At 64.5% G+C, this 14643-nt stretch carries 12 protein-coding genes and 2 pseudogenes; 6 read left to right on the forward strand and 8 right to left on the reverse strand.

The window, feature by feature from the left end; genetic code table 11:
* Positions 1–84: 84 nt before the first annotated feature.
* Both OHQ90_RS34600 and OHQ90_RS34605 read left to right on the forward strand, forming a co-directional pair.
* Positions 85–288, forward strand: a complete 204-nt coding sequence (locus OHQ90_RS34600) for a cold-shock protein (protein WP_328404798.1) — start codon at positions 85–87, stop codon at positions 286–288.
* A 185-nt stretch (positions 289–473) separates the two neighbouring features.
* On the forward strand, positions 474–875 hold the full coding sequence (locus tag OHQ90_RS34605) for a LapA family protein (RefSeq protein ID WP_328404800.1): 402 nt from the start codon (positions 474–476) through the stop codon (positions 873–875).
* Positions 876–883: 8 nt separating this feature from the next.
* On the opposite strand, the gene OHQ90_RS34610 is transcribed toward OHQ90_RS34605, so the two are convergent.
* Both OHQ90_RS34610 and OHQ90_RS34615 read right to left on the reverse strand, forming a co-directional pair.
* Positions 884–1831, reverse strand: coding sequence for a YihY/virulence factor BrkB family protein (locus OHQ90_RS34610; protein WP_328404802.1), 948 nt, complete (start codon positions 1829–1831; stop codon positions 884–886).
* A 192-nt stretch (positions 1832–2023) separates the two neighbouring features.
* The gene (locus OHQ90_RS34615) at positions 2024–2941 is read right to left on the reverse strand and encodes a hypothetical protein (RefSeq protein ID WP_328404804.1); all 918 of its coding nucleotides are present in this window, start codon (positions 2939–2941) and stop codon (positions 2024–2026) included.
* Between the two features lie 145 nt (positions 2942–3086).
* Here OHQ90_RS34615 and OHQ90_RS34620 point away from each other — a divergent pair, with 145 nt between their 5' ends.
* A complete protein-coding gene (locus OHQ90_RS34620) occupies positions 3087–3929 on the forward strand; it encodes a hypothetical protein (RefSeq protein ID WP_328400999.1) in 843 nt (280 codons plus the stop codon).
* A 136-nt stretch (positions 3930–4065) separates the two neighbouring features.
* On the opposite strand, the gene OHQ90_RS34625 is transcribed toward OHQ90_RS34620, so the two are convergent.
* A complete protein-coding gene (locus tag OHQ90_RS34625; protein ID WP_328400997.1) occupies positions 4066–5229 on the reverse strand; it encodes an IS110 family transposase in 1164 nt (387 codons plus the stop codon).
* An 887-nt stretch (positions 5230–6116) separates the two neighbouring features.
* Here OHQ90_RS34625 and OHQ90_RS34630 point away from each other — a divergent pair.
* Positions 6117–6530: a hypothetical protein gene (locus OHQ90_RS34630; protein WP_328404806.1), complete on the forward strand. Its 414-nt coding sequence runs from the start codon at positions 6117–6119 to the stop codon at positions 6528–6530.
* Between the two features lie 536 nt (positions 6531–7066).
* Here the strand turns inward: OHQ90_RS34630 and OHQ90_RS34635 are convergent.
* The 3 genes and pseudogenes from OHQ90_RS34635 to OHQ90_RS34645 all read right to left on the reverse strand — a co-directional run bounded on the left by OHQ90_RS34635 (position 7067) and on the right by OHQ90_RS34645 (position 9746).
* Positions 7067–8203: pseudogene (locus OHQ90_RS34635) on the reverse strand (IS3 family transposase).
* Between the two features lie 78 nt (positions 8204–8281).
* Complete coding sequence (locus OHQ90_RS34640; protein WP_328404808.1) at positions 8282–8542, reverse strand: aldo/keto reductase; 261 nt, start codon at positions 8540–8542, stop codon at positions 8282–8284.
* Positions 8543–9116: 574 nt separating this feature from the next.
* Entirely contained in the window at positions 9117–9746 is a 630-nt protein-coding gene (locus OHQ90_RS34645; protein WP_328404810.1) for a TetR/AcrR family transcriptional regulator, read from the reverse strand.
* A gap of 145 nt (positions 9747–9891) precedes the next feature.
* Here OHQ90_RS34645 and OHQ90_RS34650 point away from each other — a divergent pair, with 145 nt between their 5' ends.
* Both OHQ90_RS34650 and OHQ90_RS34655 read left to right on the forward strand, forming a co-directional pair.
* Positions 9892–11403 (forward strand): MFS transporter, encoded by a 1512-nt coding sequence (locus OHQ90_RS34650; protein ID WP_328404812.1) that lies wholly within the window; start codon positions 9892–9894, stop codon positions 11401–11403.
* Positions 11404–11429: 26 nt separating this feature from the next.
* The gene (locus tag OHQ90_RS34655; RefSeq protein ID WP_328404814.1) at positions 11430–12095 is read left to right on the forward strand and encodes a hemerythrin domain-containing protein; all 666 of its coding nucleotides are present in this window, start codon (positions 11430–11432) and stop codon (positions 12093–12095) included.
* Between the two features lie 341 nt (positions 12096–12436).
* Here the strand turns inward: OHQ90_RS34655 and OHQ90_RS34660 are convergent, their stop codons facing one another.
* On the reverse strand, positions 12437–12697 hold the full coding sequence (locus OHQ90_RS34660) for a hypothetical protein (RefSeq protein WP_328404816.1): 261 nt from the start codon (positions 12695–12697) through the stop codon (positions 12437–12439).
* A 664-nt stretch (positions 12698–13361) separates the two neighbouring features.
* Positions 13362–14521 (reverse strand): annotated as a pseudogene (locus OHQ90_RS34665) (IS3 family transposase).
* Positions 14522–14643: the final 122 nt, after the last annotated feature.

The raw sequence follows: 14643 nt of genomic DNA on the forward strand, positions 1-14643 counted from the left end.
GGTTCATGGCATAGTTACCTGTTGAGACCGGGCGTATCGAAGTGATCTGCACGGCTCACCTACAGAGAAGAAGTTGTTAATAACATGGCTCAAGGCAGTGTGAAGTGGTTCAACGGTGAAAAAGGCTTCGGCTTTATCGCTCAAGACGGAGGCGGCCCTGACGTCTTCGTGCATTACTCGGCTATCGGCGGGGCGGGTTTCAAGTCGCTCGAAGAGGGCCAGCGCGTGGAGTTCGAGGTAGGCCAGGGCCAGAAGGGTCCGCAGGCCCAGGATGTCCGCGCTATCTGATCCAGCGTGACTTGTAAAGGCTCCGCACCATCGAGGTGCGGGGCCTTTCTCATTCGTGTAGCACCGGCGACTCCGGGATTGGTTCAGAAGCGATAGTTGGGCTACTCCGCTAAAGCGGAAGCCCGCATGAGCGCAGCGCACAAACACCCGAGGTGCCGCTGCTGTCGCGAACTGAGGAGAGCATCGTGGAGTCTGCCGAGCAAGGTAAACCGTCTGTATATCCCAAGCGCGACGATGTACCGCCTACACCGTCTCCCCCGACCCAGCCACCGCTGCCACCGCCGACCGGGGTCGCCCGCACCAGAGCGGGCAGCATCTGGGTGAGCCTGGCCGCTGGCGGCGCATTCCTTATCGTGCTCTTGATTTTCGTAGTTCAAAACACGACCAGCGTTCGGCTCGGCTTCCTCGGATGGCATTTCGCCCTGCCGATCGGGGTCGCAATCCTGGTCGCCGCCGTCGTCGGACTACTGGTCATGGCCGTGGCAGGAGGAATCCGAATCATCCAGCTCCGCCAGGCATTCAACAAGCTGGCCCGATCCCGAAAGAACAGCGCGCGCCCGCAAAAGCGGAACGCGAACACGCCGTGAACGACCGCTCATCGAGCGGCAGTGTCGCCTGAGTCGGGTTCGTCGCGCGCCGGTAGGAACGGGGTCGCATCAGGTGACCGTCCTTGCTCGATGCCGCGCCCACGCGCTAGTTCGGCATCGAACGCCGCACCCATCAGCACCGCGAGATTCGTGATCCACAACCACACCAGGAAGACCACCGCAGCGGCCAATGAGCCGTAAACCTTGTTGAACGAACCGAAATTCGCGACATAGACCGCGAATCCGGCTGAGGCAGTGGTCCAGACAACTACCGTAAGCACACTTCCCGGTGTCAGCCAACGGAACCCAGGGTGCCGAACATTCGGCGCGGCCCAGTAGAGCAGCGCGCACACCAAACTCACCAGCACAGCCAACACAGGCCACTTGAGTACATCCCAGATCCGGACACCCGCCGAGCCGACACCGAACCACGCCCCGATCTCGCGAGCCACCGCTCCGGTGGCGACCACCCCGACCGTGCACGCCGCGACGACGACCAGCAGCGCGACGGTCAATCCAAGCCGCAGTGGCAACGTCTTCCACATCGAACGGCCTTCATCGATCTCGTAGATCGAGTTCGCGGCGCGAATGAACGCGCCGACGTAGGCGGAGGCGGTCCACACCGCGACGGCAAGCCCGGCCATCGCCACGGGCCCCGACAGCGAACGTGCATTCTGCAGATTCTCGATCGCGTCGACGAGAAGGGCGATACCGCTGCCCGGTCCGAGCTGCTCAACGGTGTCGATCAGCGTATCCGTCGAGCTGGGCTCCAGCATGCCGAGAACCGCAGTGAGCACCAACAGACCCGGGAAGAGCGACAGCACGCTGTAATAGGTCAGCGCCGCAGCCCAATCCGTGAGCTTGTCCGACCAGACCGCGCCAATCGTGCGCCACAGCGCATCACGCCAGGACCTCCACCGCAGGTCCGTCGGGCCCGACACCCGCTCAACAGTCATCCACGCACCTCCCGGCCAGCACGCGGATACCCAGGCGCCGTCACCCAAAACACATGGCCGGCTACAGGTCGTGAGCCTCCGGGCCTCGATTGATCGCACTTCCTCGACAAGCCACGCCCGAGACTGGTCGCGGGCAGCGCTGGTGCACCTCGAGCGCAACCCTGAGTCCGGGCGCAAGCCACGGCGTCCAGGTCAGGAACAGCCACCCTCCCACACGTCCCCCAGCATGATGAAAACATTGGGGCGAAACCGTGGGGTAAACGTGGGGTCGGCGCAAATGAAGCAGGTCAGGACCGGCGCGATACCGGTCCTGACCTGTATTAATACGTGGATCTTGGGGGAGGTTACTACAACACGAAACGCCAGGTAGAAGCGCTGGAGGCCCTGCGTCGGAAGCTGCCGGACCCGGCCACACCCGCTCGACCGGCCGCCGCTCGGCCCAGACCTGGCCGGGCACGCCAACTCGGCGCCGATCAGATTGAAGAACTCATTGTCGGCTATATGGGTGGAGAGACGGTGTATCAGTTGGGTGTCCGGTCCGGTATCGAGCGGCGGACGGTCAGCGAGATTCTCCATCGTCACGATGTGCCGATGCGTCGTCGTGGTTTGTCTGCTGAGCAGGTTGATGAGGCTGTCCACCTTTATGGTTTGGGTTGGTCTCTTGCCAAAGTCGGTCGACACCTCGGTGTTGACGCGATGACCGTTTTGAACAAGTTCCGCGAGCGCGGGATACCCACGAGGGATGCGCAAGGACGACCGCGGGCGTAGACGGCTGCTGTCGCAGGTCGTGCGTCGGGTGGTCGGACAGCATGGGCACGAAAACGGGCCCACGGTGATCTGGCGATTTCGGCTGGTATCGCAGGTTGCCTGGGCACGTCGACGCCGCCGGATTACAGCACCTGATAAAGATTCGATGGGATCCGCACGGCCGGTGTGGTCGGCGCGAGCGGGCAGTTCAAAGCGGTCACGACACCCGGTGGCGAACGCACTGTATTGCCGATGTCCGAGCAGCCAGAGCCGTCGATAGACGGAGCCCGTGCGGCTCGCGGGTTCGCCCGTGACGACAGATTGGTCAACCTCCGGGAGCTGATTGTGCGGATCGGCGAGCACGCTGGGCCGCCACCGCAGCAGGGCCGAGGCCGAGGATGGGACCGGTCGGCGAGTGTGGATTCGGGAGGTGACGCCGGTCTGCTGCTCGAGTGTGGCGAATCCATTTGCGATCACCTGCTGCCGAATGCCGTGCCAACATCGAGGTATGACGCAAATCCCTGGAGGCAGAACACCTTTCGACGACATCTATGACCAGCCGGACCCGCGGGGGTTCTTCGGCGGTCTCGGCCGGTTCGACTACCAGACCCCGCAGCATGCCCAACGGGTATACCGCCGTCTGGCCGCGGCACGCGCACGATCGGGACCGGTGACGGTGCTGGACCTGTGCTGCTCGTACGGCATCAATGCGGCGTTGCTCAACCACCACCTGACCCTCGCCGACCTGTACGCCCGCTATACCTGCCCGGGGGTGGCCGCGCTGGACACGGCCGAACTGATCGAGTCCGACAAAGACTTCTACGCCGCTCGTCGCCGTGATGATGCCGTGCCGGTGGTCGGGCTGGATATCGCCGCTCCGGCGATCGACTACGCGCTGGCCGTGGGTCTGCTCGACGCCGGCTTCTCCGAGAATCTGGAGACCGACACCGCTTCCGCGGCCCTGCTGCGCGCGGCCGGAGCCGCCGGTTTGATCACCGTGACCGGTGGCGCGAGCTTCCTGACCGCCCGCACCATCCACCAGTTGCTGTACGCCGCAAAGGAGCCGGTGTGGGTCGCCGCGTTCGTGCTGCGCACCGGCTCCTACCAGCCCATCGCCGACGCTCTGGCCGAGCATGGGTTGGTCACCGAGGTCGATTCGGAACGCACGGTCGTTCAACGTCGATTCACCGATCCCGACGAACAGCGCTACGCCGTCGCGGCCGTCGCCGCGACCGGCGCCGACCCCACGGGAAAGGAGACCGAGGGCTACTACCATGCCGCATTGCATCTGTCCCGGCCTCGGGACCGGACCGTGCCCTACGCCGGCCTCGCCGGGCCCGAAACCAGCTGAGCGATGCCTGGATACCACGCGAGACTCACACACCCGCGGCATCCGCTCACGCCGCTGGCGCGCACCGAAGCCCGGCTGCGGCCTGCGCTCAGGGTCGACTCACCAGCGAACGCGCGCACATGGCTCCCCTCTCGTGTCAAGGCGCGGATTGGAGCTCGGGGCTATTCTGGTTGGTGGTGAGTCCGGGTTGTGGCTTGTCCGAAGGGCCGGTGTGCGGGGTCAAGCCGGTCGCGCTGGAGTCAGTAGTCGCCCCCGATTGCCCTCCCGGGCTTGCCGTTTCCCGACGTTGCTGGTCGGCGAGCATGCGTGCGTAGACGACATTCGACAGGCGTCGTTTCAATGCCCGCATCGATTCCATCGACGTCTTGCCCCCGGCCCTGCGGCGATCGAAGTAGGTGCGCCCCGCGCTGGGACGGCGTAGTTGAACGACGGCCATGATGTGCAAGACCCGGTTGATCTTCCGGTTCCCGGCGCGGGAGAGCCGATGTCGTTGCTGCTGACCAGAGGAAGCGTCCAACGGTGCAGTGCCGTTCCAGGACGCGAACCGATTCCGGTCCCGGAATCGGTGGATGTCACCGACATCGGCGAGCAGCCGAGCCGCGCCGGCCGGACCGATCCCGTTCAGATCGACCAGAGTGGATCCATGCTCGGCGACGAGCTGGCGCAGTTCTTTGTCTGCGGCCTTGATCTTGCGATCGATCGTTTCCAACTCGCCGATCAACTCCACGACCAGGCGGCGCCGGACCTTGCCCGCCGGATCGCGGGGCTTCACGGTCGCAACCAGTTTGCGGGCTTGGGTCGCGGTCAGGAACTTCTTTGCCCCACCAGGCAGCAGTTCCAGCAGCAACCGGTGCAGCCGGTTGACGGTGTCGGTGCGAGCACGGCCGAGCTCGTCGCGGCGATCGGCGAGCATGCCCAACGCGATCAGCTCCGAATCCGCTTGCACGCGGCGCAGATCCGGTGACCGCAACGCCGCCAACGCCACCGAGTGCGCATCGACGGGGTCGGTTTTGCGGCCGTTGCCGGTCGCGAACACTCGAATCTGTGCCGAGAGTTTTGCCGGCACGTCGATCACGGTTTCCCCGTCGTGGACCAGGCGGTGGGCGAGGTGTCGGCCGATGCCGTTGCAGCCCTCGATCGCCCACACCCGATCCACATATTTCATTGCTGTGGTGAGCATTTCGGCGTAGCCGGCGTTGTCGGTGCCGTATCGGCCTGTGGCCAGTATCGTGCTGGTGGGGTCGATGATCTCGATCGTGGCTGAGCGTTTGTGCGGGTCCATTCCGATGATGACTGTCACCAGTGGGTCCTTCCGGTGTCGGCGTGTGAGGTCCGTGCGGGAAGGCACCGCTACTTCGAGCTGGGCAAACCCCTCTTCAGCCATTCCCGGCACGGCACCCGGTGAGACGCAAGCCATGTGAGAGCCACACCAATGAGGCAGGTGGGCAGCCGATTAGGGAGCTTCTCACCGGGTACCTGGACCCGATCCTGGCCGGGATCAGGCCCTGGCACCAGTGTTAAGTAGCCGACTACCGTGTATCACCACCAGAGGCAACCGTTGGGTCGGTCTCGCGACATCCCCGAACTCGGCAACGCGTAGCTATCGAAGGTCGACCACCGATAGCGGCAAAGACGCGGGCCCTATCGCCGGTCAAAGCCGGAATTCGCCGAGCAGGAAGCGAATGGCACTACGTTCAGACGCCCCTCTACGGCATCTTCGGGTGTGCTTCCTTCTGGGTCCGGCGGCCGGGTGACCGTGATCGTTTTCGGGACCGGGGCCGAGGTGTCCGGCACGCCGGTAGTGGGCGGACTTCCCCGAACCCGTGACGGATCAATCAGCGTACTCGACCAGAAAGCCCACCTTCGTCTGCACGGACGGTGTCGTGTCAGCCGCGTCGCCAACTACCGAATCGCCGAGGTCGACGACGCCGCCTCGGGTTGGGGCAGCCGTCTCCTCGCCCGGAACCGTGCGCGTCTACACCCAGGACAGCGACAGGTCTCACCGCCGACGCCACCGCGATCGGCTGGGCGTCGTGTTTGACCGAAACGGCCGCTGGGGTGTGAACCGGGGGCTCATACTTGTTCGGCCGGGTCTTCACAACCAAAGCTGGCGCGGCTCAACGTTATCCGGCCAGCGTTCGCGCCGCTGATTCCTTGTTCGAGGGCACACAACCGTGGGAGGCGCAAGTGACTGAGATCGACTTGGAAGACAAGGAACTGTTCGTGCCGTTGTCGGAGATGGGCGGGGAGGAGCCCGACGAGCCGGACGCATCTCGTGGGGTGGCGTGCAGGCTGTACAACGATTTCCCCACCGGCATCACGATCGTCCGGATACGCGGCGGACAGCATAGCTACCTGTTCACTCTGAATTCCGGCTCCACCAGCGATGATTTCGAGACCACCGACGAGCTGGCCCTATCGACCGTCACCGGATTCAAGCGCCGGGCCGAGTTCCGCGGCAACGGCTGGCACTACTGGTACCAGATCAAAGTGTCTCTGTCGGCCGGTACGAACAACGTCAGCCGTTTCTTTTTTCCTAACTCATCGGCGACTGACGGGGGCGAGGTCGCGCAGGCTGGTGATGGCGCGCGAGGCCGGTAGGGGTTTGAAGTAGCGGCGTAGGTTGTCGGGCTTGCTGTGTCGGGAATCGGCCATCAGCTCCAGCGAGCAGGCTGGCTCGATCTTCGCTGAAGTGGGGTAGGCCCGAGTGCCGGATTTCCGGCTTGCGCGCCCGACAACCACCACCGAACCGTTCGTTCGGTAACGCCCAACCACGGAATCGGCGCGCGCTCGAGTGCGTCCAACCACGCATGACCAACGAATCCGAGTTCCCGCTGAATCCCGGCCCCCACACCGACGAGAGCCTGGCCGCGGAGTTTGTGCGATGGCGGGCTTGGGTTGAGCACCGAGCAGCCCTGAGCGATCAACCACCGCCACCCGGAACCGGTGCCTAGCACGACCTATCTCAGCTTCGAACGTCCGGAAATGCCGAATTTCGTGCACTCGACGTACCGTGTTCCGAGGCGGCCTTGCGGTGCCTCCAGTGACGTGCCGGATACCGCTATTGTTCGTGGGTATCGACCGGTTCAGCCTGTTCTAGCCGAGCTCTGACTGGGCCCCGATGGCAGGTCCACCGGCTATGCGAGTTGTAGTTGCTGCTCGAACTCGGTCGGTACCCATTGCTCACGGAATGCTTGCGGGGTAAGGAAACCCAGCGATCCGTGTGGCCGGTAACTGTTGTACTCGATGCGCCAGTCCTCGGCAAGGACCCGCACCTCGGTCAGGGAATGAAACACCTCGCAGGACAGGAATTCGTCGCGGAAACGCCCATTGAACGACTCGCAGACACCGTTCTGCCACGGCGATCCCGGATCGATGAACGAGGCATCGACTCCGGTGAACCGGCACCAATCCCGCATCGCGTGTGCGGTCATCTCGGTGCCGTTGTCCATGCGAATGTGCGTCGGCTTCACCCCCGGTGGCCACGATGATCTCGTGGAGCACACCGACCAGCTGATCGGCGGTACACGACCGGAATGCCCTGGTGGCCAAGGCTTCCCGTGTGAACTCGTCGATAATGTTGAGGAACCGGACTTGTCGGCCGTCGACGGTGACATCGACCTGGAAATCCAGGGCCCACATCTGATCCGGGAACGACGCCTTCAACCGCTGATTCCGCCCCGGCCCGATGCGGCGTTTCTTACGCACTCGACTCGGTCGCTTCAATCCCTCCTCACGCCAGAGTCGTTGGGTGCGTTTATGGTTGGTGACCAGACCTTCGCCGCGGCACAACGCGTGTGCCTTCCGCCAGCCCCACCGCGGATGACGCCGGGAGATCGCGCGCAGCCGCCACCTCAACGTCCGTTCGGCCTCGGCGACCGTCGGCGGCCGACGTTGCACCGACCGCGACTGCCCCACCACTCGGCAGGCGCGGCGTTGCGAAACCCGAAACCGCTGCTGCAGAACCACCACGGCCCTGCGACGGCGGTCCGGGCTCAGTAGTTTCCCCGGTTCACTTCCTTGAGCATGTCGATATCGAGGGCCTGCTCGGCGACCATCTTCTTCAACCGCGCGTTCTCGCGCTCCAGCTCCTTGAGCCGTTTCGCGTCGTCGGATTTCATGCCGCCGTACTGGGCTTGCCAGCGATGCCAGGAAGCCTCGGAAATCTCGAGGTGCTTGCACACTTCCTCGATCGAGAATTTCTCGCCGATCAGCTTCTCGCCCTCGCGCAGCTTGCGGATGATCTGCTCGGGGGTGTGTCGTCGTCGCGCCATGTCGTGATCTCGTCCTCCTGCACCCATTCTGGTGCATCAGAACTCTCACAACCGCTGGACCTGCTCAAAGGGCTCCAGTCAGTTGGGCGAGACGGCGCCGAAGCCGCCACCGGCGTACTCCAGCGATTCGCCGGTGTCGGGATAGTGCACCTGGTACAGGTCGATGTGGTCGACACCCAGCCGCCGCAGCGAGTCCTCGACCTCGCGGCGGACGCTGGCAGGCTTCATGATCCGGCGCGGTGCGGCCTGCGGGTCGTCCGGGTTCCAGACCAGCCCGGCCTTGGTGAAGATGTAGGGCCGGTCGGCCTCGGGCAGGTCGGCGATGGCCTTGCCGACCACTTCCTCCCCATGGCCCAGGCCGTAGACGAACGGAACTGTCAGTAGAACCTACGTGACTCGCTGTCCGCAGTGTCCGCTGAGAGGCGGAACTCGAGATCCTTCGTCGGGCCGGCCCAGCGTCCGCGGGCTGTCTGTCGCCGGTGGCTTACGCCTCTGCGCCGAGATCGTCGACGACGTTCACCGCTGCCCCCGACGGTAATTCTCACTTCGGTCGATAGCGAGATGCGCCATCCGGCCTGAAATACGCTGGCGGACTGACTCGTTCGTGATGAGAGCCTGTCGTTCGGTTGGGCAGCTCGGTGCGGTTCACCGGGATCAACCCGCATCCGCACTCGACGCGTACGGTTTCCCCCAGCCGAGGCCAGCAGCGTCATCGCGCGCTCGTATCACGCCCACGCCGATTCGCCGCTACCGCCGGATTCCGCGCAACTGCTCCTCATGGCGATGGCGATATCACCGATTGTTCTGTTCGCCGGGGCTTTTGGGCTGGTTGTGATACGGGCGCGACGCCGACATCTCGGCGGTTCGGTTCTCGCTCCCTTCCGGGAGATGTGGGATCCGGCGTGCGTCGAACTTACGCCTCTGGGCGGGGGGTCAGGCCTCGCGCTGTGTGTAGCCGAAGCACGTCGTCGACGATGGTGTTCACGTAGTCGGCGTCGATAGCGAGCCCGGCGAAGAGCCGGCGGAAGATGAGCGGGCCTGCCAGCTGATCGATGACCAGTGGGAGCTCGGTGTCGGGTGACAGTTCGCCGTTCGCATCGGCGGTCTCCAGGATCGTCCGGAAACCCGCCGAACCGGCTTGGTAAAGCGCCTCTTTCAGGCTCTCGAACGCTGGGTCGAACGGGGCGCGGTCCAGAACGGCACGCATACCGTGTTCACCTACCGGATCATGCAGCAGCTGCCGCAAACCGTTCAGTTCGCCCACGAGGTCGGTGCGCAGATCGCCGGACGGTGCACGCCGGACCTGGCCGATTCGCTGCACGATCGCGTCGTGGATCAGCGCCGCCACATCGGGCCAGTGCCGATACAGCGTGGTCCGGCCGATGCCACTGCGGGCCGCCACGGCCACATGGGTAACGCCACTCCAGCCCTCCTCGGCCAGCAACTCCTGGGCGGCGGTCAGCGCGGCCTGCCTGCTGCGCAGCACCCGGGGGTCCGGATCGCGCTGCGGTGCGCCTGCGGTCGCTTGCCGGACATCGTTCACCTGTCACTCCGTTCGCCGAGCGGACCGTTCCGGAACATCTTGCACCAAACCAAACTGTAGTACATTATGTTCCATATCTTTGGAACATCATGTACCGAACTGTGTGAAAGGCGAACGATCATGTACGAATTCGAAAGGGGTGGCGATGAGCACTGAAATAGGGGTTCCCATCACCGCGGCGGTCGGGACGAACCGAAAGGGCCTGGCGCTGGCGGTCATCGCGATCGCACAGCTGACGGTCGTGCTGGACGTGTCGATAGTGAACGTCGCGCTGCCATCGATCCAGCAGGACCTGGGGTTCTCCGCGACCGGCCTGGAATGGATCGTCAACGCCTACGCCCTGGCGTTTGGTGGTCTGCTCCTACTGGGAGGACGCATCGCCGACGTCTACGGCAAGCGCCGGACATTGATCGCGGGCCTGGGTCTGCTGGTGGTCGCCTCGACCGCCGGCGGTCTGGCACCGGACGCGGGATGGCTGATAGGCGCGCGAGTCGCCCAAGGCGTGGCGGGTGCGCTGATCGCGCCCGCCGCGCTGGCACTGATCGCCACGACCTTCGCCGAAGGTCACGAGCGCAACCGGGCGATGGGTGTCTATGCCGCGATGTCAGGTGCCGGTGGGGCACTCGGCAATGTGCTCGGCGGCGTGCTGACTACCGGATTGAGCTGGCGTTGGGTGCTTTTCGTCAATATACCGATCGGGATCTTCGCGGCTGTCCTGGCGCCGAGGGCCTTCCAGCGAACGGCGACGGCGGGTGGGCGCATGGACCTGGCGGGCGCGCTGACCGTCACCGCTGGTGTGTCCTCGATCGTCTACGGCCTGATGCACGCCTCCTCCGATTCCTGGGGCAGCGCAGGCACTTACGGGCCGCTGACCGGTGGCGCGGTGGCGCTGCTGACGTTCGTGCTCATCGAAGCGCGCCAGCCATCGCCACTGATGCCATTGCGCATCTGGGCCGATCGCAACCGCGCCGGCGCCTACGTGGTCATGTTGGTCGTCGGCGCCGCGACGATCGCAGTGTTCTACTTCCTCACCCTGTTCATGCAGATCGTGCTCGGATACAGCGCGCTCCGAACGGGCTTCGCATTCCTGGCGTTCGCGGTAGGCGCCGGGGCCACGGCCGGCATCAGCGGCCGGCTGGTCGGCCGGATCGGCCCGCGCCCGTTGCTAGGGGTCGGACTGCTCACCCTGGCGTCCGGATTGTTCTGGTTGTCGTTCCTCGACGCCGATGCCCGATACCTCGGCGATCTCGCGGGACCGCTCGTACTGGCGGGATGCGGGGTGGGGCTGTGCTTCGTCCCACTGACCCTGGCCGCCGTGGTGCGTGTCGACCATGACGCGGCAGGCATCTCCTCGGCACTGCTCAATACGTGCCAGCAGGTGGGCGGCGGACTCGGCTTGGCGGTGTTCGGGACCATCGCGGCAACGGCCGCCCGGCACCGGCTCGACACCGCGGTCCCGGGCCTCGGAGCGCAGGCGCACGCGGGCGGTGGTGGACCGATGCCGCCCGAGCTACGCCGGTTGATCAGCGATGCGCTCGCAGATGGTTACGGCCTCGCGTACCTGGTCGCCGCGGTGACGCTGGCCGTCGCGTGCGTGATCGGTGTCATCGCCATCCGCGAAGTCGCCGACGAGGGCGCAGCAGTTCCGATCGCCTGAAACCTCTCGAGAAAGAAGACTTTCGAATGAACCAACCCGACGTCACCATGATGATCCTGGTGCACAACGCTTTTCGTCGAGATCTGCTTCGGATGCAAGCTGCTGCCACCGAGGTGGGCGATGATCCGGCCGCGCTCACCGCGCTGCGGGCCGGGTGGCGGACATTCAGCGAGTATCTGACCATCCACCACACCTCCGAGGACGAGGTGCTGTGGCCGACGCTGCAGGCGAAGCCGGATGCGCACACCGCCCTGCTGACCCAGATGGCCCAGGAGCACGCACAACTCGATCCGCTGCTCGAACAGATAGAGCAAGACCTGGATCAGGCATCAACCACCCATCTGGTCGCCCGGCTCGAGCGGCTCGCCGAGGTGCTCATCGGCCATCTTGACCACGAGGAGGGTGCGGCCCTGCCATTGGTGCGGGAGACCCTCACTCCTCAGGAGTGGACCGCGTTCGGCAACGATCAGCGCCACCGGATCGGAATCAAAGGCGGCGCATGGTTCTTTCCGTGGCTGCTCGACGGGGCATCGCCACAAACCCGAGCATTCGCCCTCGGGCTACTCCCGCCGCCACTCCGCCTCGTCTACCGATGGGTTTGGCAGCCGCGCTACCAGCGGCATTCGCCGTGGCGACCACGACCGGTGGAACTTGCGCAGGCGGATCGGAAGACACCTGTTGCGAGTCGCTGAACGCCCAACTGGGTCGGGTTGCCTTCACGAGAGATCATCCGGGTGATGTCGTGGGCGGACACTTCACCAGAGTGGATCGACACCGCGACCCGGCACATGTCTTCCCCGGTGCGCATCTTCACGGCAGGCGGTCGGCTCGCCAGGAATTGAAGGTCCTGACGAGTGCGACGCTCGCGGCAGTCGATACCGCCACTCCAGCATTGCCCACCACGACCAAAGTGACCGTCGTGAGCGCGATGATGACCAGGGCCGCCAGCTCCAGCCAGGCATTGCTGCGAGGCTGGAGCGGCGGGCATGGTTGTCGGGTACTCGGCGGCCCTCACTGTGCCGGATCTTCCGCGCTATTTGAAGACGACGCCGCGACCGTCGAAGACTCCGCCGTGGCAGACGCCGGTGGAGGAGGCATACGGGTAGGTGTCGACGCGTCCGCCTCCCCTTTGGCAGTCGTTGATCGTGATGAGGCTCCCGGGTGTCTTGCCGATCGGGGTCGCGGTGGGAGTGGAGTCGGCCGCCGCTACTCCGGAAGCTGCGGCGACAGCGATGCCACCGGCGACGACGGCAGACCCGATGAGCGCGGTGAGTGCGTTGGACAGAGTTTTCATACGAATCTCTCCAGAGAAATCTGATTCTTTACCCGGGTGTCGGCCCGGACGAGAACTCACGGTAGGAGTCCTGACGCAGCCCGAGCCAGCCGCCTTACTCTGCGGCGTGAAAACCCTGCAGGTCAACGCCGTGATCCAGCTTCCCGGTCCGGAACCGGAGGATCGACCACTCGGTGCAATTCCGACTACTCGAATACCGGCCCCTGCCAGTCGGCGACCCCATTTGGTCGGGGCGTGAACGCTGGTCGATGAGGACAGGCGGTTGGTGGGCAACAAGGTCGCCCGGCGCCGGCGGGCATCTACAACACGTGGACCAACGACGACACCGGCGAAACGGTCGCGACTCCCGTTCCAGCCTTCCTACTGCAGGAGCTCCGCGAGGTGTCCCACTACGAAGGACCGAATCGCGTTGTGAACAGCATCGACAACGGCCGAAAGCCGGTCTACAAGGTGGTTGAGGGACAGTCGCCCGAGATCCGGCGCTAAGGAGTTCCGGCGGCGCCCCGTTGAACCGACAGAACCAGGGCGGACTGGTGAGATCGCGTATTCAACTGTCGACTTATCTATACGCAGCGGTTCGTGGTCGGGGTTAGCTACCCCGTAACGTCCCGCAGGTGACCAGGCGGGGTGACCTGCCCCACCAGTTAGGTTCCAGTTGTGGTGGCTAACTGACAGCGCGGATGTTGTTGTTGTCGAAGGATAATTCGTACTCGATCGGAGTGGAGTAGCCCAGGGCGGAGTGGCGCCGCTGGCGGTTGTGGAAGATCTCGATGTAGTCGAAGATCGCGTTGGCGAGCTCGATTCGGGTCTTCCATTTCTTGCGGTTGAGTAGCTCGATCTGCATCGAGGACCAGAAGCTTTCCATCATCGCGTTATCGAGTCCGTCGCCGACGGTGCCGAACGAGGGCAGCAGACCCGCGGAGCGGATCTTCTCGCCGAAGACCCAGGACGTGAATTGGGTGCCGTGGTCAGCATGCACGACCCCACCGGGAGCGGGATGGCGATTACGGATAGCCATGTCCAAGGCGTTGACCACCAAGGTCGCGTCCTGCTTGGAATCGATCGACCAGCCCACGATCCGACGGCTGAACGCGTCGAGAACCGCAGCGCAGTAGACCCAGCCTTCTCGCGTCCTGTGTTGCGTTATGTCAGTGACCCACAACTCATTTGGCGCCAGCCGGTGGAACTTGCGGTTAACCAGATCATCGGCAGTCGCGACGCCGCGCAGGCGTTTGACCCGCGTCGGCCCGGGCAGCCCGTAGATGCCGGCTTGGGTCATCAGAACCGACACCGTTCGCGAGCAGACCTGCACGCTCATACCGAGGGTGAGTTCGGCATGGATTCTGCGGTACCCGTAAGTGCCCCGGGAGGCGACGTGGACCTCACGGATCAGCCCGGTCAGCCACTGGCGCCGCAGCTGGGTGGGTGTGGTCGGGGTGCGTTTGTGCTTGTAGTAGTTCTGGCGAGTAATTCCGAGGATTCGGCAGCATCGGTCCACTGGGGCCCCGGCGTCGACGAGAGCGTCGATCACCGGGTAGACCCTTTTGGGCGGGGCTTGTCCTCGCCGAGGAATTTCGTTGCTTGGCGGATGATCGCCAACTCGCTTTCCAGTTCGGAGATCCGTCGCCGCGCCGCCCGTAACTGCACCGACTCGGTAGAGGAGGTACCGGGTCGCAGTCCGCGGTCGATCTCGTCTTGACGGACCCATTTTGACAGCGTCACTGGATGAATGCCTAGCTCGACGGCTGTCTGCTTGGCTTGTCTGCCTGCGCGTACCAGCGCGACTGCTCGCGCACGGAACTCGGGAGGGTAGGGGCGGGGCACGGCGTTCAGCCTTTCGTAAAGGCTGTCAGTTAGCCACTGGAACTGGAACCCAAGGGGTGGGGCAGGTCAGGTTTGACACCTATCTGTGCAGCAGTCCCGCTACCTGTTTCCAGGCGGATGCG

The sequence above is a fragment of the Nocardia sp. NBC_00403 genome, assembly GCF_036046055.1.
Taxonomy (GTDB): Bacteria; Actinomycetota; Actinomycetes; order Mycobacteriales; family Mycobacteriaceae; genus Nocardia.